Source organism: Streptomyces sp. NPDC056160 (assembly GCF_042268205.1).
Classification (GTDB): Bacteria; Actinomycetota; Actinomycetes; order Streptomycetales; family Streptomycetaceae; genus Streptomyces.
In genome coordinates, this window is record NZ_JBHJUW010000007.1 from 9,520 (window position 1) to 31,831 (window position 22,312).

Sequence of the window (22,312 nt, forward strand, 5' to 3'; positions counted from 1 at the left end):
CCTCTCTGGCCGCGGCCCCCCCCGCGCCCAACTTCGGGGGGGTGGGGGGGGGGGCCGCTCCCCCCCCCCGACCCCACACCCCAACCCGTTGCTTTTCCCGCACGCCGGGACATCACGGCGCATCGCGCTCCAGATATCCGTATTCACGTCTTCCCGGCTGTTCTCACCCATCGCTGAATGCGATCTTCCATTTTTTCGCGTAACACTGCGTCACGTGTACGCAATATAGAGGCATGGATTCCGCTTAGCGGGCACCCGCCGGGATGATCTTCCCGGCACACCCCGCCCCTCCCGCCGCACGGCGCGCGGCACGCCCCGCCGACGGCCAACCGGAAGTGCGCATTCTCAGAATGCGGACGACATGGGAATTCCGCCAAACCGGCCGAGAGTGACCCTCCGAGAAGCCCCTCGACCGGAACGGCATAACAAGAAAGTCACAAGCCAGTCCACCACCATGCCCATGGCCACAACCCAGGCTTAGAGTCACGGCCAGTCACCGCTCCACCGGGAGTTCGGTACCAGCGCGGCATGCGCCACCCCCACCGGGGCGACCATGCCTGCGGAAAGGACTGATTGTGCGACAGCGTTCCCTGGTGATACTCACCTCCGTCCTCACAACCGGAGCTCTGGCCCTCACCGCATGTGGCTCCCGCGGCGGCGACGACAAGAGCAGCGACAAGGGCGGCACCACGGTCGTCATCGGCGTCGACGCCCCCCTGACCGGACAGAACTCCGCCACCGGACTCGGCATCCAGTCCGGCGTCGAGATCGCCGTCAAGGACGCCAACGAGAAGAAGCTCGTCCCCGGCGTCACCTTCAAGGTCGTGGCCCTCGACGACAAGGCCCTGCCGCCGACCGGCCAGCAGAACGCCTCCCAGCTGGTCGCCAACAAGGACGTCCTCGGCGTCGTCGGTCCCCTCAACTCCGGTGTCGCACAGACCATGCAGAAGGTCTTCGCCTCCGCCAACCTCGCCGAGATCTCCCCGTCCAACACGGCACCCGAGCTGACCCAGGGCAAGAACTGGGTCTCCGGCAACAAGGCCCGCCCGTTCAAGACCTACTTCCGCACCGCCATCACCGACGAGGTGCAGGGCGGCTTCGCCGCCGACTACGTCCTCAAGACCCTCAAGAAGAAGAAGGTCTTCGTCGTCGACGACAAGCAGACCTACGGCGCCGGCCTCGCGGGCATCTTCGGCAAGAAGTTCAAGGAGCAGGGCGGCACCGTCGTCGGCACCGACCACGTCAACGTCGGCGACAAGGACTTCGCCACCCTCGTCACCAAGATCAAGAACAGCGGTGCCGAACTCCTCTACTACGGCGGCCAGTACGACGAGTCGCAGGTCCTGACCAAGCAGCTCAAGGACGCCGGCGCCAAGATCCCGCTCATGGGCGGCGACGGCATGTTCACCCCGACCTACATCCAGACCGCCGGCAAGGACGCCGAAGGCGACCTCGTCACCTCCGTCGGCGTCCCCGTCGACACCCTGCCCGCCGCCAAGGACTTCATCAACAAGTACAAGTCCGGCGGCTACAAGGGCGACTACGGCACCTACGGCGGCTACTCCTACGACGCCGCCACCGCCCTCATCAAGGCCGTCGGCAACGTCGTGAAGGACGGCAAGGTCCCCTCCGACGCCCGCCAGAAGGTCGTCGACGAGGTCCAGAAGATCGACTTCGAGGGCATCGCCGGCCCGGTCGGCTTCGACCAGTACGGCGACACCAAGAACAAGCAGCTCACCCTGTACCAAGTCACCAACGGTGTGTGGAAGTCCGTCAAGACCGGTACGTACAACGCCGGCTGACGCGACACCAGCACGGACGACCCAGGGCCGCGCGGCCACGACGACCCGTCACCGCGCGGCCCGACCTCTCTCCCCCGTCACTCTCCGCACCCACATGGAGGCCTTGCGGTGCACACCCTGCCGCAACAGCTGGCCAACGGGCTGATCCTCGGCTCGATGTACGGGCTGATCGCCATCGGCTACACGATGGTGTACGGCATCGTCCAGCTCATCAACTTCGCCCACGGCGAGATCTTCATGACCGGCGGCTTCGGCGCCCTCAGCGTCTATCTCGTCCTGCCCGACGGCACATCCATGTGGATCGCCCTCCCCCTCATGCTGATCGGCGGCGGCCTCGTCGCCGTCCTCATCGCCGTGGGAGCGGAACGATTCGCCTACCGGCCGCTCAGAGGCGCACCACGCCTCGCCCCGCTCATCACCGCCATCGGCCTCTCCCTCGCCCTCCAGCAGGCCGTCTTCAACTGGTACCCGCACGCCGACAACGCCCGCAAATTCCCCCAACTCCCCGGCGGCCCCTTCAACATCACCGACAACCTCAAGATCCAGTCCGGTGAACTCTTCGTCCTCATAGCCGCCCCCCTCTGCATGGGCGCCCTCGCCTTCTTCGTCCGCACCTCCCGCACCGGCCGCGCCATGCAGGCCACCGCCCAGGACCCCGACACCGCCCAACTCATGGGCATCGACACCAACCGCATCATCGTCATCGCCTTCGCCATCGGCGGCTTCTTCGCCGCCGTCGCCGGCATCGCCTGGGGCTTCCGCGTCGGCAGCGTCAACTACGACATGGGCTTCGTCGCCGGCCTCAAAGCCTTCACCGCCGCCGTCCTCGGCGGCATCGGCAACATCTACGGCGCCATGCTCGGCGGCATCGTCCTCGGCCTCGCCGAAGGACTCGCCACCGCCTACATCGCCGACATCCCCGGCATGGACCAGTTCGGCGGCCAGGGCTGGGCCTCCGTCTGGGCCTTCGTCCTCCTCATCCTCGTCCTCCTCTTCAGGCCACAAGGCCTGCTCGGCGAACGCGTCGCGGACAGGGCGTGACCACCATGACCGACATCCACCGCCCCACCCAGGGCACACCCCTCATCCCCCTGCCCGAAAGCGCCGCCCGCCTCCTCACCGCCATCGGCGCCGTCGCCACCATCGCCAGCACCATGCTCGCCTGGACCTGGACCTCCCAGTTCCCCGGCGACCTCACCGTCACCGCCTACCCCGCCGGCCTGCAACTCCTCACACTCACCGGCGGCATCCTCACCCTCCTGTGCGCCCTCACCCTCTGGAACATCCGCGGACTGCGCTGGCTCAACCCCGCCCACGCCACCGCCCCCGTCTTCCTCACCGCTCTCGCCGCCTTCGCCGTCACCTGGTACACGATCCTCGCCATCGCCATCGAACTCGGCGGCCTCGCCAACCTCGAACCCGGCGGCTACGTCGCCGCCATCGCCTCCCTCCTCCCCGTCATCGGCGCCCTCGCCCTCCCCCGCCCCGGCGACACCTGGAAGTCCTACTTCGCCAAGCCCGACGACATCCCCCGCGCCACCCCCATCCCCGCCTGGGCCGAACGCGTCACCATCACCCTCGCACTCGCCCTCGGCCTCATCGTCTTCACCTACGGCATCAGCACCCCCGACGACGAATACGGCGAAACCTTCAGCGGCTTCGGACTCCTCGTCGTCTTCGCCGCCTGGGCCCTCTTCAGCGCAGGCCTCACCGACCGCTTCTCCGCACTCAACGCCCGCCACAAAGGATTCGCCACCTCCATGGCCTTCCTCGCCGCGGCCGTCTTCCCCTTCACCCAGTCCGAAGACCACAACGCCAACATCGGCGTCAACATCCTCATCTTCGCCACCGTCGCCCTCGGCCTGAACATCGTCGTCGGCCTCACCGGCCTCCTCGACCTCGGCTACGTCGCCTTCCTCGGCGTCGGCGCCTACGCCGCCGCCCTCGTCTCCGGCTCCGAGTACTCCCGCTTCTCCGGCACCCAACTCCCCTTCTGGGCAGCCGTCCTCGTCGGCATGGGCGCCTCCCTCGTCTTCGGCGTCCTCATCGGCGCCCCCACCCTGCGACTGCGCGGCGACTACCTCGCCATCGTCACCCTCGGCTTCGGAGAGATCTTCCGCATCGCCGTCAACAACCTCGACGGCTCCTCAGGACCCGACCTCACCAACGGCCCCAACGGCATCGCCAACATCCCCGACCTCCAGATCTTCGGGTTCAACTTCGGCGACCCCCACGACATCGGCTCCTTCACCCTCGGCCGATTCGCCAACTACTTCCTGCTCATGCTCATCTTCACGGCCGTCGTCGTCCTCGTCTTCACCCGCGCCGCCGACTCCCGCATCGGCCGCTCCTGGGTCGCCATCCGCGAAGACGAAACCGCCGCCACCGCCATGGGCATCAACGGCTTCCGCGTCAAACTCATCGCCTTCGCCCTCGGCGCCGCCCTCGCCGGCCTCGCCGGCACCGTCAGCGCCCACGTCAGCTACTCCGTCGTCCCCACCCCCTACCAGTTCGCCGGCGCCGCCCCGCCCAACTCCGCCTTCCTCCTCGCCGCCGTCGTCCTCGGCGGCATGGGCACCGTCAGCGGCCCCCTCCTCGGCGCCAGCATGCTCTACCTCATCCCCGAAAAACTCCAGTTCCTCAAGAACTACGAACTCCTCGCCTTCGGCATCGCCCTCATCCTCCTCATGCGATTCCGACCCGAAGGCATCATCGCCGACCGCCGCCGCCAACTCGAATTCCACGAGACCGGACAACTCGACGTACCCGAACAAAAGACGCTGCCCGAAGACCAGGCCGTCACCAAGGCAGGGGCGTAAGAACGATGACGACACCTGTACTCGAAGCCCGTGACGTCACCATGCGCTTCGGCGGCCTCACCGCCGTACGCTCCGTCGACTTCACCGTCAACAGCGGCGAGATCGTCGGCCTCATCGGCCCCAACGGAGCCGGCAAGACCACCTTCTTCAACTGCCTCACCGGCCTCTACGTACCCACCGAAGGAACCGTCACCTACAAAGGAACCGTCCTCCCACCCAAACCCCACCTCGTCACCCAGGCCGGAATCGCCCGCACCTTCCAGAACATCCGGCTCTTCGCCAACATGACCGTCCTGGAAAACGTACTCATCGGCCGGCACACCCGCACCAAAGAAGGCCTCTGGTCCGCACTCCTCCGCGGGCCCGGATTCAAAAAAGCCGAAAAAGCCAGCGAAGAACGAGCCATGGAACTCCTCGAGTTCATCGGCCTCGCCCACAAACGCGACCACCTCGCCCGCAACCTCCCCTACGGCGAACAACGCAAACTCGAAATCGCCCGCGCCCTCGCCAGCGAACCCGGCCTCCTCCTCCTCGACGAGCCCACCGCCGGCATGAACCCGCAAGAAACCCGCACCACCGAAGAACTCGTCTTCGCCATCCGCGACCAGGGCATCGCCGTCCTCGTCATCGAGCACGACATGCGGTTCATCTTCAACCTCTGCGACCGCGTCGCCGTCCTCGTCCAAGGCGAAAAACTCATCGAAGGCACCTCCGACGTCGTCCAGGCCGACGAACGCGTCGTCGCCGCCTACCTCGGCGAACCCTTCGAAGGCGCACCCGGCGAAGCCGAAGCCGCGGAAGTCGAAGCGGCCGAGGCCGAAGCCGCCGAAGCGGCCGACACGCCCCCCGCCACAGAAACGGACGCGGACGCGAACACGGCGAACAGCACCAAGGGAGAAGCCCAGTGACCGCACTCCTCGAGGTCGAAGACCTCAGGGTCGCCTACGGCAAGATCGAAGCCGTCAAAGGCATCTCCTTCAGCGTCGAAGCAGGCCAGGTCGTCACCCTCATCGGCACCAACGGCGCCGGCAAGACCACCACCCTGCGCACCCTCTCCGGCCTCCTCAAACCCACCGCCGGAAAAATCACCTTCGACGGCAAACCCCTCACCGGCGTCCCCGCCCACAAGATCGTCGCCCTCGGACTCGCCCACTCCCCCGAAGGCCGCCACATCTTCCCCCGCCTCAGCATCGCCGAGAACCTCCAGCTCGGCGCCTTCCTCCGCAAAGACAAAGAAGGCATCGAAAAAGACATCCAGCGCGCCTACGACCTCTTCCCCATCCTCGGCGAACGCCGCAAACAAGCCGCCGGCACCCTCTCCGGCGGCGAACAGCAAATGCTCGCCATGGGCCGCGCCCTCATGTCCCAGCCCAAACTCCTCATGCTCGACGAACCCTCCATGGGCCTCTCCCCCATCATGATGCAGAAGATCATGTCCACCATCGTCGAACTGAAGTCCCAGGGCACCACCATCCTCCTCGTCGAACAGAACGCCCAAGCAGCGCTCTCCCTCGCCGACCAAGGACACGTCATGGAAGTCGGCAACATCGTCCTCTCCGGCACCGGACAAGACCTCCTCCACGACGAATCCGTCCGCAAGGCCTACCTCGGCGAGGACTGAACCACCCCCGACACGCAACAGAGGCCCGCACCCCCTCAGGGATGCGGGCCTCGCCCTACGTACGTACCCGGCTACCGGACGCCGGTCAGTCCTGCTCGGACTTCCCCGGCTTCCCGCCCTTCGCCGCCTTCTTCTCCGCACCGTCCTGAATGACCGCCTCCGCCACCTGCTGCATCGACATCCGACGGTCCATCGACGTCTTCTGGATCCAACGGAACGCCGCCGGCTCCGACAACCCGTACTCCGTCTGCAACACGGACTTCGCCCGGTCCACCAGCTTCCGCGTCTCCAGCCGCTGCGAGAGGTCCGCGACCTCCTTCTCCAGCTCCTTCAGCTCCGTGAACCGCGACACCGCCATCTCGATCGCCGGAACCACGTCACTCTTGCTGAACGGCTTCACCAGATACGCCATCGCACCCGCGTCCCGCGCCCGCTCCACCAGGTCCCGCTGCGAGAACGCCGTCAGCATCAGCACCGGCGCGATACTCTCCTCGGCGATCTTCTCCGCCGCCGAGATACCGTCCAGCTTCGGCATCTTCACATCGAGGATCACCAGATCGGGCCGGTGCTCACGGGCCAGCTCCACCGCCCGCTCACCGTCCCCGGCCTCACCTACGACGCTGTAGCCCTCCTCCTCCAGCATCTCCTTCAGATCGAGACGGATCAGCGCCTCGTCCTCGGCGATGACGACACGGGTCGTCAGCGGCGGGACGTGCGACTTGTCGTCGTCGGCGGCGTCAACGGGCTGGGGCGACTCGGGGGCGGTCACGGGGGCGCTCCTTGTTCCGGGGCGGGGCAGTGCTCTGCCTACGCAGCCTACCTAGCTGCAGCACCGTGCGGTCACCCGGTACACTTCCCAGCAGTTCCACAACCTGCCCGGTTGGAGGAATCTGGTCAGACTCGCGGTGCTCAAACCACCGTGCCTTCGGGCATGTGGGTTCGAATCCCACACCGGGCACTCCTAAGCGGAGGATCACGTTCGCGTGGTCCTCCGCTTTTTGCTGCGTGCCGTCAGGGCCGATCACACACCGTGTTCACATGATCTATCACGGCACAAACTTGCGACAGACGGCGCTGACTCTCCTGCGGGACGGCGTGAGGAACGCGGACGTAGCCCGTTGGCTGGACGTCCCGCTCGGCACCATCAGCTACTGGAAGCACGTCGACCGGGCGAAACGGGGCGAGTGTCCGGGTAAGCACGCCCCGGAGTGCCCGCGTTGTGATGCGAGCGCCTTGGACCGCCCGGCATACAGCTACCTGCTCGGCCTCTATCTCGGTGACGGCCATATCAGCCACTACTCCGGGCACCGCGTACCCAACCTGATGATCACGTGTGCCGAGTCCTGGAGCGGACTCATGGACGAGTGCGAGCGAGCAATGCGTGCCGTCTTCCCCGGTAACTCTGTCTGCCGGGTCCGGCGCACCGGCTGCCGCAATGTGAAGGTCTACTCCAAGCACCTCCACTGCCTCTTCCCGCAGCACGGCCCGGGCAAGAAGCACGAGCGCCGCATCGCGCTCGAACCCTGGCAGCAGGAGGTCGTCGACGCGTACCCCTGGGAGTTCATCCGGGGTCTTATCCACTCCGACGGCTGCCGTATCACCAACTGGACGACTCGCCTCGTGGGCGGTGAGCGCAAGCGGTACGAGTACCCCCGGTACTTCTTCACCAACGTGTCCGACGACATCCGTCAGCTCTACACGGACACCCTCGACAGGCTCGGCATCGCGTGGACGCACTGCACCCGTAACGGCAACCCGTACAACATCTCCGTAGCCCGCAAAGCCTCCGTAGCCCTCATGGACGCCCACGTCGGCCCCAAGTACTGACCGGCTCCCTCCCCTACCGGGGCCGGTCGTCCTCGCCGATGTGGTGGACGCGGACCAGGTTCGTCGAGCCCGACACCCCGGGCGGGGAGCCCGCCGTGATGACGACCACGTCGCCCTTCTCGCAGCGGCCGTACTTCAGGAGGAGTTCGTCGACCTGGTCGACCATCGCGTCGGTGGAGTCGACGTGGGGGCCCAGGAACGTTTCGACACCCCAGGTGGCGCTGAGCTGGGAGCGGGTGGCCGGTTCGGGGGTGAAGGCCAGCAGGGGGATGGGTGAGCGGTAGCGGGAGAGGCGGCGGGCGGTGTCGCCCGACTGGGTGAAGGCGACGAGGAACCGGGCGCCGAGGAAGTCGCCGATCTCCGCTGCCGCGCGGGCGAGGGCGCCGCCCTGGGTGCGGGGTTTGTTGTGGTCGGTGAGGGGCGGCAGCCCTTTCGCGAGGATGTCCTCCTCGGCGGCGGTGACGATCTTGGCCATGGTGCGGACGGTGGCGACGGGGTGTTTGCCGACGCTGGTCTCGCCGGAGAGCATCACGGCGTCGGTGCCGTCGATGACGGCGTTGGCGACGTCGCTGGCTTCCGCTCGGGTGGGCCGGGAGTTGTCGATCATGGAGTCGAGCATCTGGGTGGCGACGATGACCGGTTTGGCGTTGCGCTTGGCGAGTTTGACGGCGCGCTTCTGGACGATGGGGACCTGTTCGAGGGGCATTTCGACGCCGAGGTCGCCGCGGGCGACCATGATGCCGTCGAAGGCGTCGATGATCTCGCCGAGGGCTTCGACGGCCTGGGGTTTCTCGATCTTGGCGATGACGGGGAGGCGGCGGCCTTCGTCGTCCATGATGCGGTGGACGTCGAGGATGTCGCGTCCGCTGCGTACGAACGAGAGTGCGATGACGTCGAAGCCGGTGCGCAGTGCCCAGCGCAGGTCGTCCTCGTCCTTCTTGGAGAGGGCGGGGACGGAGACGGCGACTGAGGGGAGGTTGAGGCCCTTGTGGTCGGAGACGATGCCGCCTTCGGTGACCTCGGTGTGGACGCGGGGGCCGTCGATGGCGGTGACTTGGAGGGTTACTTTGCCGTCGTCGACGAGGATGCGTTCGCCGGGGGTGAGGTCGTCGGCGAGGCCGGCGTGGGTGGTGCCGCACTGGTGGCGGTCGCCTTCGATGCCTTCTTCGACGGTGATGGTGAAGGTGTCGCCGCGTTCGAGGAGTACGGGTCCTTCGCGGAAGCGGCCGAGGCGGATCTTCGGGCCTTGAAGGTCGGCGAGGAGGCCGATGCTGCGGCCTGTTTCGTCGGCGGCCTCGCGGACGTGCCGGTAGCGCTCTTCGTGTTCGGCGTGCTCGCCGTGGCTGAGGTTGAAGCGGGCTACGTCCATTCCGGCGTCGACCAGGGCTTTGATCTGGTCGTACGTGTCGGTGGCGGGCCCCAGGGTGCAGACGATCTTCGCTCGGCGCATGGTGTGAGCCTAGGCCTTACCGGTCGGTAGGGATTTGGTGTGACGTGACTGCTCAACGACCTTTGGATGAAGGGATGTTGACAAGTTCTGAAGTAGGCGGGGTGGTGCTCCTCTGAGCGTTCGAGGGGGGCGGTGGTGGCTCGGTGGTGGGCTGCGGTCGGTCGGTCCGGTGGCTGACGTGTTTACAGTTTGGGCGGTTTCATGGTGAATCGCGCGTTGAGTTGCGCATGGACGTACTGGCGCTGGGGTTCGAGGTCGAGGGGGGCTGCCTCGTCGGCGGCGGCGCCGGGGGCCGCCCCGTAGGCGGCTGCCTTGCGGGCGCCTGGGAGGTGCGGCGGGAAGGAGGCGACGCCCTCGGCGCCGATGTCGGCGATCTCGACGAGGGCGGCCAGGCCGGTGCCGAGTGCTTCGGCGTACTCCTTGGCGCGCTGGACGGCGGCGCGGACGGCCTGCTGGCGGGCCTGGCGGTGGGCGGGTGAGTCGGGGCGCAGTGTCCACCAGGGGCCGTCCACTCGGGTGAGGTCCAAGTCGGCCAGTCGGGTGGTGAGTTCGCCGAGGGCGGTGAAGTCGGTGAGTTCGGCGGTGAGGTGGACGGTGCCGTGGTAGGTGCGGATGCGTTCGTTGCGGCCGTGGCGGGTGAGTTCGGGGGTGATGGAGAAGGCGCCGGTTTCGATGTGTTCGACGGCGGGGCCGTAGGACTTGACGATGTCGAGGGCGGTGGTGTTGCGGCGGGTGAGGTCGTCGAGGGCGGTGCGGCGGTCCTTGCCGCGGGCGGTGACGGTGATGGTGATGCGGGCGATCTCGGGGTCGACTTCGAGGTGGGCTTCGCCGCGGACGGCGATGCGAGGGGCGTCGGGGGTTCCGTAGGGGGTGGCGGGGTGGGGTTCTTCGGGGGTGGGAGAGGTCATGCGTTCCACTGTGTCATTCTCCGGCGGGGGCGGGTGCGGGGTGGCGGTCATCAGATCGCAACCTGCGGGGGCTGTTGCGGTTCGGTGTGTCCCGGCCAGAATCTACGCGCGTCCATCTACGCGCGTCGTCGCTCGTTCGCGGGCCGGTCGTACGCAAGCCGTTCCTTTGCAAGGAGAGCCAGACATGGGGTTGAACCGCCGGAAGTTCCTGGAGAAGTCCGCTGCGACGGGGGCGGGGGTGGCGCTGACGGGTGCGGTGGCGGCTCCGGCGGCGCAGGCCGCGACGCCCGCGCACGGCCACGGGCACGGGCCGGGTCGGCACGAGAAGCGGTACTCGCTGACGGTGATGGGCACGACGGACCTGCACGGGCACGTCTTCAACTGGGACTACTTCAAGGACGCGCAGTACGCGGACGCGGCGGGCAACGCGCAGGGTCTGTCGCGCATCTCGACGCTGGTGAACCAGGTGCGCGAGGAGAAGGGGCGGCACAACACGCTGCTCATCGACGCGGGTGACACGATCCAGGGCACTCCGCTGACGTATTACTACGCGAAGGTGGACCCGATCACCGCGAAGGGTGGTCCGGTGCACCCGATGGCGCAGGCGATGAACGCGATCGGGTACGACGCGGCGGCGCTGGGCAATCACGAGTTCAACTACGGTATCGAGACGCTGCGGAAGTTCGAGCAGCAGTGCGACTTCCCGTTGCTGGGTGCGAACGCGCTGGACGCGAAGACGCAGCGGCCGGCTTTCGCGCCGTACGTCATGAAGGAGTTCCGTGTGCACGGGGCGCGGCCGGTGAAGGTGGCCGTGCTGGGTCTGACGAACCCGGGTATCGCGATCTGGGACAAGGCGTATGTGCAGGGGAAGTTGTCGTTCCCGGGTCTTGAGGAGCAGGCGGCGAAGTGGGTGCCGAAGCTGCGTTCGATGGGTGCGGACGTGGTGATCGTGTCGGCGCACTCGGGTACGTCGGGCCAGTCGTCGTACGGTGACCAGTTGCCGTACGTGGAGGACGCGGCGGCGAACGTGGCGCGGCAGGTGCCGGGGATCGACGCGATCCTGGTGGGGCACGCGCATCTGGAGATTCCGGAGCTGAAGGTCGTCAACGAGAAGTCCGGGAAGACGGTGGTGCTGTCGGAGCCGCTGTGTTTCGCGGAGCGGCTCACCCTGTTCGACATCGAGCTGGTGTTCTCCCGGGGCCGGTGGGAGGTGGAGTCGGTCGCCGCGTCGCTGCGTAATTCGAATACGGTGGCGGACGATCCGAAGATCAGCAAGCTGCTGGCCGACGAGCACGAGAAGGTCGTGGGGTACGTCAACCAGGTCGTCGGCCGGGCGACCGAGACGCTGACGACCGTGGAGGCCCGGTACAAGGACGCGCCGATCATCGACCTGATCACGAAGGTGCAGGAGGACGTGGTGAGGTCTGCGCTGGCGGGGACCTCGTACGCCGCGCTGCCGGTGATCGCGCAGGCGTCGCCGTTCTCGCGGACCTCGCAGATCCCTGCCGGTGACGTGACGATCCGGGATCTGTCGGGCCTGTACGTGTACGACAACACGCTGGTGGCGAAGCTGATGACGGGTGCGCAGGTGCGGGAGTACCTGGAGTACTCGGCGGGGTACTACGTGCAGACGGCGGCGGGCGCGGCCGTGGACGTGGAGAAGCTGACGAACGCGGGCGGCCGTCCGGACTACAACTACGACTACGTGTCGGGGCTGGCGTACGACATCGACGTCGCCCGGCCGGCCGGTTCCCGCATCAGGAACCTGACGTACGGCGGCGCCCCGCTGGATGACGCGCAGCAGTTCGTGCTGGCGGTCAACAACTACCGTGCCAACGGTGGCGGTGCGTTCCCGCACGTGGCGTCGGCGAAGGAGCTGTGGTCGGAGTCGACGGAGATCCGGACGCGGATCGCGGAGTGGGTGACGGCGAAGGGGGTGCTGGATCCGAAGGACTTCGCGTCGGTGGACTGGAAGCTGACGCGTGAGGGTACGCCGGTGTTCTGACGGGCCGGTGGTGTGGGGCGGCCTCAGGTTCCGTCCGCCAGGGGGGTGAGTGCCTTGATCTGGCGTACGGGTGGGATCTGGGGCCGCTGCTGTTGCAGTCCGAAGGTGGTGAAGGCGGTGCGGGTGGGCAGCGGGTAGGTGGTTTTGGCGGTGACGGCGTTGAGGATGGTGGCGCTGCGCCAGGCGGCGAGGCCGAGGTCGGGGGTGCCGACGCCGTGTGTGTGGTGTTCGGCGTTCTGGACGTAGATGTGGCAGCCGGTGGCGGTGATGGCGGGGTCGAGGGCGAGGCGGTAGTGCTCGTCGATGCGGGGGCGCTCGCTGTGGTCGCGGTGGATGTGGGGGTCGAGGGCGGCCAGCAGGGGGGTGAGGGGGCGGGGCCGGTGGCCGGTGGCGAGGACGACGGCGTCGGTGGTGAGGCTGCTGCGGGTGCCTTGCTGGGTGTGTTCGAGGTGGAGTTCGATCTTGTTGCCGGCGATGCGGCCGGCGGTGCGGACGTGGACGCCGGGGGTGAGGACGGTGTCGGGCCAGCCGCCGTCGAGGGTGCGGCGGTACAGCTGGTCGTGGATGGCGGCGAGGGTGTCGGCGTCGACGGCTTTGTGGAGTTGCCATTGTGCGGGGACGAGGCGGTCGCGGACGGGTTCGGGCAGGGCGTGGAAGTAGCGGGTGTAGTCGGGGGTGAAGTGCTCCAGGCCGAGCTTGGAGTACTCCATGGGGGCGAAGGCTTCGGTGCGGCCGATCCAGTGGAGTTGTTCGCGGCCGGTGGGGCGGGCGCGGAGCAGGTCGAGGAAGACTTCGGCGCCTGACTGGCCCGAGCCGACGACGGTGACGTGGCCGGCGGCGAGGAGTGCGTCGCGGTGGTCGAGGTAGTCGCTGGCGTGTACGACGAGGGTGCCGGGGGTGCCGGCGAGGGGCCGCAGCGGTTCGGGGACGTGGGGTTCGGTGCCGGTGCCGAGGACGATGTTGCGGGTGTGGGTGCGGCCGAGTGCCTCGGCTTCGCCGTGGGTGTCGAGCTGGGTGAAGTCGACTTCGAACAGGGCGTGTTCGGGGTTCCAGCGGACGGCGTCGACCTGGTGGCCGTAGTGGAGGGCGGGGAGGTTGCCGGAGACCCACCGGCAGTAGGCGTCGTATTCGGCGCGCTGGATGTGGAGGTGTTCGGCGAAGTAGAAGGGGAAGAGCCGTTCGCGGGATCTGAGGTAGTTGAGGAAGGTCCAGTGGCTGGTGGGGTCGGCGAGGGTGACGAGGTCGGCGAGGAAGGGGACTTGGACGCGGGCGCCGTCGATGAGCAGGCCGGGGTGCCAGTGGAAGTGGGGGCGCTGTTCGTAGAAGGCGGTGGACAGGCCTGTGAGGGGGTGGGCGAGGGCGGCGAGGGAGAGGTTGAACGGGCCGATGCCGATGCCGACCAGGTCGCGGGGGGTGGAGGGGGTGTGGCGGAGGGTGCTCGTCGAGGTGTGCGGGTGGCTGGTCGGGGGGTGGCTCATCGGGGGGCGGTTCCTTCCACCAGTTCGAGGAGGGCGGCCAGGTCGTCGGGCCGGGTGTGGGGGTTGAGGAGGGTGGCTTTGAGCCAGAGCCGGTCGTCGAGGCGGGCGCGGCCGAGGACGGCCCGGCCGTCGGTGAGCAGGCGTCGGCGTACGGCGGCCACGGCGTCGTCGGTGGCGTGGGCGGGGCGGAAGAGGACCGTGCTGAGGGTGGGGCGGTCGTGGAGTTCGAGGCCGGGGCGGTCGTCGATCAGGTCGGCGAACGTGTGCGCGAGGGCGCAGACGTGGTCGACGAGAGCGCCGAGGCCGGTGCGTCCGAGGGTCTTGAGGGTGACGGCGATCTTGAGGATGTCCGGGCGGCGGGTGGTGCGCAGGGAGCGGCCGAGGAGGTCGGGGAGGCCGGCTTCGGTGTCGTCGTCGGCGTTGAGGTAGTCGGCGCGCTGGTGCAGGGCGTCGAGGTCGGCGGGGTCGCGGACGGCGAGGAGCCCGGCGGCGACGGGCTGCCAGCCCAGTTTGTGCAGGTCGAGGGTGACGGTGTGGGCGGTTTGCAGGCCGGTGAGGCGGTCGCGGTGGCGGTCGCTGAACAGGAGGGCGCCGCCGTGCGCGGCGTCGATGTGCAGGCGGGCGCCGTGGGCGGCGCTGAGGGCGGCGATCTCGGGGAGGGGGTCGATGAGGCCGGCGTCGGTGGTTCCCGCTGTGGCGGCCACGAGGAGGGGGCTGCGGGGGGCGCCGAGGTCGGTGAGGGCCGCGTGGAGGGCGGCGGGGTCGAGGGTGCCGGAGGGGGCGGGGACGAGGACGGGTTCGGGCAGGCCGAGCAGCCAGGCGGCGCGGGGCAGGGAGTGGTGGGCGTTGGTGCCGCAGATCAGGCGGACGCCGCCGGGGTGGGTCTCGCGGGCGAGGAGGAGGGCGAGGTGGTTGGACTCGGTGCCGCCGGTGGTGACGACGGCGTCGGCCAGCCCCGCCTGCCGGGCGAGGGCGTGGGTGACGAGGCTTTCGAGCGCGGAGGCGGCGGGGGCCTGGTCCCAGGAGTCGAGGGAGGGGTTGAGCGCGCTGACGGCGAGGTCGGCGGCGGTGGCGACGGCGAGGGGCGGGCAGTGCAGGTGGGCGGCGCAGTGCGGGTCGGCGGGGTCGGCGGCGCCTTCGGCGAGGGCGTGCACGAGGACGCGTAGGGCGTCGGGGTCTCCGTGGTCGGGCAGGATCTCGCCGGCGGCGTCGCGGATCCTGGCGGTGACGGCGTCGGGGCCGCCCGCGGGCAGCGGCCCGCCGCGAGCACGCCGGCCGCTGTCGAGGGCCGTGAGCACGGTGTCGAGCAACGGCCGCAGGGCGCCGGGGCCTTCGGGGCCGGAGGCGAGCGGGGGCGGTGCGGGCGGGTGCGGAGTACCCATGGACTGTCCTCCGGAGAGCGCGGGGCAGGGCGCCCGGCTTGTCCGCCTGGAGTCCCGGGTGCCCGGAAAGTCCAACGACCGGGACCGGCGAGTGGTATTGCGGAACGGGAAGCACGCGGGGCCCGGTCGGTGGGCGCTCGGCCGGCGCGGACGAGCGCCGGGCCGGCCGGGGCCGGGGTGAATCGGGGGCCGGGTGCGGACACCCGGCCGAGCCGTGGGCGCCGGGCGCCGGGTGCGGACACCCGGCCGAGCCGTGACCGCGGGGGCCCGCCTCGGCGCTGCGCGCAGCGCGCGGCCGCATGTATGCGCGACCTTCTTCGGCTGCGGGGGCTGCCTGGGGCGGGGTCCGGCGGAGGGCTGCTCACTGCCGTAGGGGCCCCGGTGGCCGGGCGTCGGGTGCTCTGGGGGTTGGGCCCTCCCCGGCGCCCCCGCGGAGCGGCGGTGGGGGCCGGGGGCGGGTGCCCGGCCGAACTGCTGGGCGTCGCGTCGGGCGGTCGCTCCGGCGCCGCGCGCTGCCGCGTGCGTGCGACATGCGGCTGCGGTGGGCTGCCCGGGGGCCGGTCCCGGCTGCAGAGGCTCAAGCAGTCGGCGGGGGCAGGGCGCAGTGGGAAGGGGCGTACGGGCCCGGTGGCCGGTCGTTCGGTGTCGTACGGGCGCCGAGGGCCGGGCACCGGGCCGTAACCGAGGGCCGGGCGCCGGGCCGTACTCGGGATGCGGCACGCCTCCCCCGCGACCGGACCCCGGACATCGCCGCCGGTCGGGCCGCCGTTCCCCGACGGCCGGGCGCCGGGCGGCCGGCCGGGGGCAGGGCTCGCTCGGCGGGCCGGCCGAGTCCCGGCCGCCCGGCGCTGCGCGCTGTCGAACGCGCGTGGCCGTCCCGTCGGGGCGGGCGCGGAGCCCCGTAGGGGCCAGGGCGAGGCTCAGTGGTGGGTCCTCGTAAGGCCGGGTGCTTATCGGCCGCTCCTGTGGGAGTACGCCCGTCCCGCAACCGAGTCCGAGGGGGCCGGGGCGGTGTGTCTCGGCGGTGGGCGGGGGGCTCGGCTGCGGGGCGGGCCGGAGGTGGTTCAGGGGCGGAAGGCTGATGTGTGGTCCTCGGCCCACTGGGCGAAGGTGCGGGCGGGGGTGCCGGTGACCTTCTCCACGGTGTCGGTGATCTCGGGGGTGGCGCCGACGGAGGCGCGGAAGGCGTCCAGCAGGCCTTGGAGCATGTGCGGGGGTACGTGCGGGAAGAGTTCGGGGCCCGCCTCCTCGGGGGGTACTTCGGTGAAGGTCAGCTCGCGGCCGAGGGCGCGGCCGATCGCGGCGACCTGGTCGGCGTTGCTGATGGCCTCGGGCCCGGAGAGGCGGTGGACGGCACCCTCGTGGCCGTCGTCGAGGAGGGCGCGTTCGGCGACGGCGGCGATGTCGTCCTCGTGGATGGGCGCGCTCATGCCGTCCGCGAAGACACCGCGGACGGTGTCCCCGGCGTGGATCTGCCCGGCCCACTGGAAGGCGTTGGTGGCGAAGGCGCCCGGGCGCAGGAACGTCCACTCCAGGCCGCTGTCGCGGATCGCCCGTTCGGCGCCGGCGTGCATGACGTGGATGGGGTGGGTCTCGTCGGCGCCCTCGGCGACCATGGCGGAGGAGAGCAGGACGACGTGCCGGACGCCTGCCTTCCGCGCCGCCGCCAGGAACTCGGTGGTCCGGTCGCCGCCCGCCTGGACGTAGAGGAAGAGTTTGGTGGCCCCGGTGAACAGGGCGGCCGGGTCGTCCGGCTGGAACCGGACCACCTCGGCGGTTTCGGGCAGGCCGGCCCGCTGCGGGTCGCGGGTGAGCGCCCGTACGGGCCGGCCTGCGGCGGTGAGGCGTTCGACGAGGGCACGGCCGACGTTGCCGGTGGCGCCGGTGACTACGATCACGGTTTCCTCCGTGGTTCGGGCGGTCCAGGGCGAATCCCGGGCGGTCCCGGGCTGATCGTCCTTGCGGTGTCCGAGCCTAGGGAGGACGATCAGCCCGCGTCATCGTCGCCAGGGACCAGGTGTGTCGTACGTCTCCGGTCGTACGCCCCCAGCTCCTCCGCCCGTGCCTACGCCTGTGCCGGTGCCTGTGCCTGTGATTCCTGCGGCTCCTGCGCTCGCCTCGTCTCCTGCGTCTCGCGGACGCGCAGCGCCCGGGCCAGGTCGTCGAGCTGGTCGGCGAGCCTGCGGCGCAGGGAGGGGATCGGGTCGCCGTCGCTCAGACAGCTCTCGCCCAGGCGGAGGGTGTCCGCGTCGACGGCGTGCGCGGGGAAGGCCCAGCGGCCGGCGGCGTCGGCGATGGCGGGGCCGCGGCGGGTGGCGACGGCGACGGCTTCCTCGTAGTAGCGCGGTACGTACGCCCGTACGAGGTCGGCCTGTTCGGGCTGCCAGAAGCCCCGGGCGGTTGCCGTGAACAGGTAGTTGGACAGGTCGTCGGAGGCGAACATCGCGTCCCAGGCGGCGCGCTTGGCGTCCGGGTCTGGCAGGGCGGCGCGGCAGCGGGCGGCGCCTTCCCGGCCGCTGGCGGACGGGTCGCGGTCCAGTTCGGCGGCGATGGCGGTCTCGTCGGTGGCGCCGAGGACGGCGAGCCGGGCGAGGATGCGCCAGCGCAGTTCGGGGTCGAGTTCGGGACCGCCGGGGACGGTGCCGTCGGCGAGCCAGGCGGCGATGGTGTCGGGGTGGGCGGCGACGTCGATGAAGTGGCGTACGGCGATGAGGCGCAGCCCGGGGTTGTCACCGTCCTCGGTGCGGCGGATGAGGTCGCGGCACAGGCCGGTGAGGGTGGCGAGCGCGGCGGGCCGCCGGTCGGGGGTGAGGTAGCGGTCGGCGATGTGGACGCGGGCGAAGGCGAGGACGGCTTCGGCGAGGGCGAGGTCGCTCTCGTGGGGCAGGTGGGTGCGCGCGGTGTCCAGGTAGGTGTCGGCGGGGAGTTCGCCGTCGCGGACGGCGTCGCGCAGGGCGTTCCAGACGACGGTGCGGGTCAGCGGGTCGGGCAGCCCGGACAGGCCTTCGCGGACGGCGCGGAAGGACTCGTCGTCGAAGCGGATCTTGGCGTAGGTGAGGTCGCCGTCGTTGAGGACGAGCAGGGCGGGGCGTTTGCCGATGGGGTGGGGGCCGGTGTGCGGGACGTCGAGGGGGAGGCGGGTGCGCAGGGTGAGGCGTCCCTCGTCGGTGAGGTCCTGGTCGTAGAGGCCGACGGCGATGTGGTGGGGGCGGCTGCCGTGGTGGTCGACGGTGAGGGCGCAGGTGCCGTCGGCGGTGGGGGCGACGCGGGGGGTGAGGGTGTCGACGCCGGTGGTGCGCAGCCAGGACTGGGCCCAGGCGTGGACGTCGCGGTCGGTGGCGAAGGCGAGGGAGTCGATGAAGTCGGCGAGAGTGGCGTTGCCGAACCGGTGGCGTTCGAAGTGGGTGTTGATGCCGGCGAGGAAGTCCTTCTCGCCGAGCCAGGCGACGAGCTGGCGCAGGGCGGAGGCGCCCTTGGCGTAGGAGATGCCGTCGAAGTTGAGGAGGGCGGAGGCGGTGTCGTCGACGGCTTCGGGGGCTACGGGGTGGGTGGAGGGGCGCTGGTCGGCGTCGTAGCCCCAGGACTTGCGGGAGAGGCCGAACTCGGTCCAGGTGTCGGTGAAGCGGGTGGCTTCGGCGGTGGTCTGGTAGCCCATGTACTCGGCGAAGGACTCGTTGAGCCAGATGTCGTCCCACCACTTGAGGGTGACGAGGTCGCCGAACCACATGTGGGCCATCTCGTGGGCGATGACCATGGCGCGGGTCTGCCGTTCGGTGTCGGTGACGGCGGAGCGGTAGACGAACTCGTCGCGGAAGGTGACGAGTCCGGGGTTCTCCATGGCGCCCGCGTTGAACTCGGGGACGAAGGCCTGGTCGTAGGAGTCGAAGGGGTAGGGCTCGTCGAACTTCTCGTGGTAGCGGTCGAAGCAGGCGCGGGTGACGTCGAGGATCTCGTCGGCGTCGGCGTCGAGGTGGGGGGCGAGCGAGCGGCGGCAGTGGATGCCGAAGGGCAGGCCGCGGTGTTCGGTGCGCACGGAGTGCCAGGGGCCGGCGGCGACGGCGACGAGGTAGGTGGAGATGGGCGGGGTGGTGGCGGCTTTCCAGGTGCCGCCGCCGGTGTGTTCGGTGATGCCGTTGGCGAGGACGGTCCAGCCGTCGGGGGCGGTGACGGTGAGGTCGAAGACGGCTTTGAGGTCGGGCTGGTCGAAGGCGGCGAAGACGCGTTGGACGTCTTCCATGAACAGCTGGGTGTAGACGTAGGTCTCGCCGTCGGAGGGGTCGGTGAAGCGGTGCATGCCCTCGCCGGTGCGGGAGTAGCGCATCAGCGCGTCGATGCGCAGCTCGTGTTCGCCGGGGGTGAGGTTCTTCAGGGGCAGGCGGTTGCCGGTGAGCGCGGCGGGGTCGAGGGGCTGTCCGTCGAGGGTGGCGGAGCGCAGTTCGGCGGGCTTTAGCTCGACGAAGGTGTCCGTGCCGTCCTGGCCGGTGCGTACGGTGAACCGGATCTCGGTGCGGGAGTCGAAGGTGTCCTCCCCGCCGGTCAGGTCGAGGCCGACGGTGTAGCGGTGGACGTCGAGGAGCTGGGCACGGGTCTGCGCTTCGTCGCGCGTGAGTACGGACATGCAGGCCATGCTGCCTGATGCCGGGGGCGGGGCACGAGGGGGTTCGGGCGCCGGCTTGGCCGGGATGCGCGGCCGCGCGCCCGTGGGGTCGGCGCGCGGCGGGGCGCACGGGACCTGGGTCAGTTCGTCGCGGCGGGCTGGTCGCCGGCGGAGTCCTCCGCGATGCGTTCGTGGTGGCGGATCACTTCGGCGATGATGAAGTTGAGGAACTTCTCGGCGAAGGCGGGGTCGAGTCTGGCGTCCTCGGCGAGGCCGCGCAGGCGGGCGATCTGGCGGGCTTCGCGGGCCGGGTCGGCGGGCGGCAGCTGGTGGGCGGCCTTGAGGTGGCCGACCTGCTGGGTGGCCTTGAAACGTTCGGCGAGCATGTGGACGACGGCCGCGTCGATGTTGTCGATGCTGTCGCGCAGCCGTGCGAGTTCCTTGCGGACGGCGGGGTCGACGTCACCGTTGCCGGTGCTGCTGGTGGTCATGGGGGTCAACCCTACGGGGTGTGCGCCGTCGTGATCGGGGGTGTCCGATGGGCGGGCCGGACCCTGCCGGGCCCGCATCACCGCGCCCCTCATATCCGCCCCTTCGCGCCCCCTCACCCCTCGCCCCCTCGCCCCCTCGCCCCCTCGCCCCCGGCACGATCCGCCGGGCAGGTCCTAGAGTGGGAAGGGGCTCAGGGCGTCTTTGGGGGTGCGGACGTGGCGGACGGCGGACCGGTCGAGCACGGCTTTCCTCATCTGGAGACGGTGCGTGCCGCGATCACGGCGCTGTACCGGCGGCTGTCGCATGACACGGTCCGCACGTTCGCCACGAGTGTGGCGCCGGTGGACGTGGCGTTCTGCGACAGCGACGACCTGCATCTGGGGGCGCAGCGGGTGGCCCGCGAGATGGTGCGGCACTACGGGCTGCCGGACGCCCGGCTGATCGTGAGCTTCCGGGAGATGACGCATGCGGCGAACGTGGAGCTGACGGCGGGTCCCGAGTACTTCGTCGAGCTGAACGACCGGTTCCGTACGCATCGCCGGGACATCGGGGCGGCGCTCGCGCACGAGGTGATGCACGTCTACCTGCACCGTCTGGACCTGTCCTTCCCGGGGACGCGGGACAACGAGATCCTCACGGACACGGCGGCGACGTATCTGGGTGCGGGCTGGCTGCTGCTGGACGCGTTCCGGGAGGACGGCGCGTCCTCGCAGAAGCTCGGCTATCTCACGCCGGAGGAGTTCGGTTACGTGCTGGCCAAGCGGGCGCTGGTGTTCGGCGAGGATCCCTCGACGTGGTTCACCAGTGCGCAGGCCTACGAGGCGTACGGGAAGGGGATGGCGCGGGCCCGGGGTGACGGGCGGCAGCCGCCGCTGACTGCCGCGGGCTGGGCGGGCCGGCGCCGCTACGCCCGGGACCGGCGGCACGCCCAGGAGTACGGCCGGACGCCGCCGGGCCCGCCGGCAGCCGCGTACTCCTTCACGGCGGGCGGTCCGGAGGTGCTGCGGGTGTCGTTCCCGTGCCCGACCTGCCATCAGCGGATCAGGGTGCCGGTGCGGGGCAGGGTGCGGGCGCGGTGCGGGTTGTGCCGGGCGGTGCTGGAGTGCGACACCTGAGGTTCGCGGGGGCTCAGGTGACGATTCCCTGGGCGCGGGCCGCCGCCAGCCACAGGGGGAACTCGGCGAGGAGGCTGTCGTACAGCCGCGCGTCGGTCAGGCGCCGCGGGTCGCGGCCGGCGGGGAAGAAGCCCGCGTTGTCGACGACCCTTTTGCCGGGCACGGCCAGTTCGTCGAGCCTGCGCAGGAAGTCGAACTGGTGGCTGCGGGCGTTGCCGAAGCCGATGAACTGCCAGAAGAGCGGGAGTTTCGCGGCCTTGCACAGGTGGCGTTCGGCGGCGGCCTTGCTGGTGGGGGCGCCGTCGGTCTGGAAGATGACCAGGGCCGGGTCGGTGGCGCCGCAGTCGAGGTAGTGGTCGATCACGGCGTCCATGGCGACCTCGTAGTGGGTGCGGCCCATGTGGCCGAGGCCCGCGGCGATGCGCCGGATGCTTCCTTCGTGCTCGTCGAGGGAGATCTCGCTGACGGCGTCGACGTCGGTGGAGAAGAAGATCACGGGGACGCGTCCGTCGTCGTCCAGGTGTGCGGAGAGCGACAGCACCCGGTCGGCGAGCGCCTGCACGCTGCCGTTCTTGTAGTACGGGCTCATGGAGCCGGAGCGGTCGAGTACGAGGTACACGGCGGCCCGCTGTTCGTCGAGGCCGTGCTCGACGAGTGAGGTCCCGGCGCTCTTGTAGAGGCTGACCAGCGCGGGCGCGGTCTCCTCCACCTTGCTCAGACTGATCGCGGCCATGTCGCCGGCTCCTCCTCTGTCGTCGTCCCGGGGTGGGGGACGCGGGGGGTGGGGCGGGCGGTTTCGGGAGAGCGGACGGTTTC

17 protein-coding genes and 1 tRNA gene are annotated in these 22,312 nt (G+C 70.0%); 9 read left to right on the forward strand and 9 right to left on the reverse strand.

All coding sequences use genetic code 11. From position 1 onward, the window contains the following. Positions 1–575 precede the first annotated feature (575 nt). From ACFC02_RS04045 to ACFC02_RS04065, 5 genes are all read left to right on the forward strand, one after another. Complete coding sequence (locus tag ACFC02_RS04045; RefSeq protein WP_376351822.1) at positions 576–1,802, forward strand: branched-chain amino acid ABC transporter substrate-binding protein; 1,227 nt, start codon at positions 576–578, stop codon at positions 1,800–1,802. 108 nt (positions 1,803–1,910) lie between these two features. After that, the gene (locus tag ACFC02_RS04050) at positions 1,911–2,843 is read left to right on the forward strand and encodes a branched-chain amino acid ABC transporter permease (protein ID WP_376351825.1); all 933 of its coding nucleotides are present in this window, start codon (positions 1,911–1,913) and stop codon (positions 2,841–2,843) included. Positions 2,844–2,848: 5 nt separating this feature from the next. Beyond that, positions 2,849–4,621, forward strand: a complete 1,773-nt coding sequence (locus ACFC02_RS04055; protein WP_376352043.1) for a branched-chain amino acid ABC transporter permease — start codon at positions 2,849–2,851, stop codon at positions 4,619–4,621. Positions 4,622–4,626: 5 nt separating this feature from the next. Then, a complete protein-coding gene (locus ACFC02_RS04060; RefSeq protein ID WP_376351828.1) occupies positions 4,627–5,529 on the forward strand; it encodes an ABC transporter ATP-binding protein in 903 nt (300 codons plus the stop codon). After that, positions 5,526–6,242: an ABC transporter ATP-binding protein gene (locus tag ACFC02_RS04065; RefSeq protein ID WP_360962787.1), complete on the forward strand. Its 717-nt coding sequence runs from the start codon at positions 5,526–5,528 to the stop codon at positions 6,240–6,242. Before ACFC02_RS04060 ends, ACFC02_RS04065 begins: the two co-directional genes overlap by 4 nt. An 85-nt stretch (positions 6,243–6,327) precedes the next feature. On the opposite strand, the gene ACFC02_RS04070 is transcribed toward ACFC02_RS04065, so the two are convergent. After that, entirely contained in the window at positions 6,328–7,011 is a 684-nt protein-coding gene (locus ACFC02_RS04070) for an ANTAR domain-containing response regulator (protein ID WP_376351832.1), read from the reverse strand. A 105-nt stretch (positions 7,012–7,116) separates the two neighbouring features. Here ACFC02_RS04070 and ACFC02_RS04075 point away from each other — a divergent pair. Both ACFC02_RS04075 and ACFC02_RS04080 read left to right on the forward strand, forming a co-directional pair. Further along, a tRNA-Leu gene (locus ACFC02_RS04075) sits at positions 7,117–7,200 on the forward strand. Between the two features lie 80 nt (positions 7,201–7,280). Then, positions 7,281–8,069: a helix-turn-helix domain-containing protein gene (locus ACFC02_RS04080; RefSeq protein WP_376351835.1), complete on the forward strand. Its 789-nt coding sequence runs from the start codon at positions 7,281–7,283 to the stop codon at positions 8,067–8,069. Positions 8,070–8,082: 13 nt separating this feature from the next. Here the strand turns inward: ACFC02_RS04080 and pyk are convergent, their stop codons facing one another. Continuing rightward, positions 8,083–9,519, reverse strand: coding sequence for a pyruvate kinase (gene pyk, locus ACFC02_RS04085; protein ID WP_376351837.1), 1,437 nt, complete (start codon positions 9,517–9,519; stop codon positions 8,083–8,085). A 182-nt stretch (positions 9,520–9,701) separates the two neighbouring features. Beyond that, positions 9,702–10,427 carry an SIMPL domain-containing protein gene (locus ACFC02_RS04090; RefSeq protein WP_376351840.1) on the reverse strand — a complete coding sequence of 242 codons (726 nt, stop codon included), beginning with the start codon at positions 10,425–10,427 and terminating at the stop codon, positions 9,702–9,704. Between the two features lie 184 nt (positions 10,428–10,611). On the opposite strand from ACFC02_RS04090, the gene ACFC02_RS04095 reads away from it, so the two are divergent. Further along, a complete protein-coding gene (locus ACFC02_RS04095) occupies positions 10,612–12,432 on the forward strand; it encodes a bifunctional metallophosphatase/5'-nucleotidase (protein WP_376351843.1) in 1,821 nt (606 codons plus the stop codon). A gap of 23 nt (positions 12,433–12,455) precedes the next feature. On the opposite strand, the gene ACFC02_RS04100 is transcribed toward ACFC02_RS04095, so the two are convergent. The 5 genes from ACFC02_RS04100 to ACFC02_RS04120 all read right to left on the reverse strand — a co-directional run bounded on the left by ACFC02_RS04100 (position 12,456) and on the right by ACFC02_RS04120 (position 20,380). Then, the gene (locus ACFC02_RS04100) at positions 12,456–13,910 is read right to left on the reverse strand and encodes a lysine N(6)-hydroxylase/L-ornithine N(5)-oxygenase family protein (RefSeq protein ID WP_376351846.1); all 1,455 of its coding nucleotides are present in this window, start codon (positions 13,908–13,910) and stop codon (positions 12,456–12,458) included. After that, positions 13,907–15,292: a pyridoxal phosphate-dependent decarboxylase family protein gene (locus tag ACFC02_RS04105; protein WP_376351849.1), complete on the reverse strand. Its 1,386-nt coding sequence runs from the start codon at positions 15,290–15,292 to the stop codon at positions 13,907–13,909. Before ACFC02_RS04105 ends, ACFC02_RS04100 begins: the two co-directional genes overlap by 4 nt. A gap of 1,064 nt (positions 15,293–16,356) precedes the next feature. Beyond that, a complete protein-coding gene (locus ACFC02_RS04110) occupies positions 16,357–17,190 on the reverse strand; it encodes an NAD(P)H-binding protein (protein ID WP_376351852.1) in 834 nt (277 codons plus the stop codon). A gap of 167 nt (positions 17,191–17,357) precedes the next feature. Then, entirely contained in the window at positions 17,358–19,910 is a 2,553-nt protein-coding gene (gene pepN, locus ACFC02_RS04115; protein WP_376351855.1) for an aminopeptidase N, read from the reverse strand. Between the two features lie 119 nt (positions 19,911–20,029). Then, positions 20,030–20,380 (reverse strand): chorismate mutase, encoded by a 351-nt coding sequence (locus ACFC02_RS04120; protein ID WP_376351858.1) that lies wholly within the window; start codon positions 20,378–20,380, stop codon positions 20,030–20,032. Positions 20,381–20,596: 216 nt separating this feature from the next. Here ACFC02_RS04120 and ACFC02_RS04125 point away from each other — a divergent pair, with 216 nt between their 5' ends. Continuing rightward, positions 20,597–21,496: a hypothetical protein gene (locus ACFC02_RS04125; RefSeq protein WP_376351861.1), complete on the forward strand. Its 900-nt coding sequence runs from the start codon at positions 20,597–20,599 to the stop codon at positions 21,494–21,496. Positions 21,497–21,509: 13 nt separating this feature from the next. Here ACFC02_RS04125 and ACFC02_RS04130 read toward each other — a convergent pair whose 3' ends face one another. Next, positions 21,510–22,229, reverse strand: coding sequence for a VWA domain-containing protein (locus tag ACFC02_RS04130; RefSeq protein ID WP_376351864.1), 720 nt, complete (start codon positions 22,227–22,229; stop codon positions 21,510–21,512). Positions 22,230–22,312: the final 83 nt, after the last annotated feature.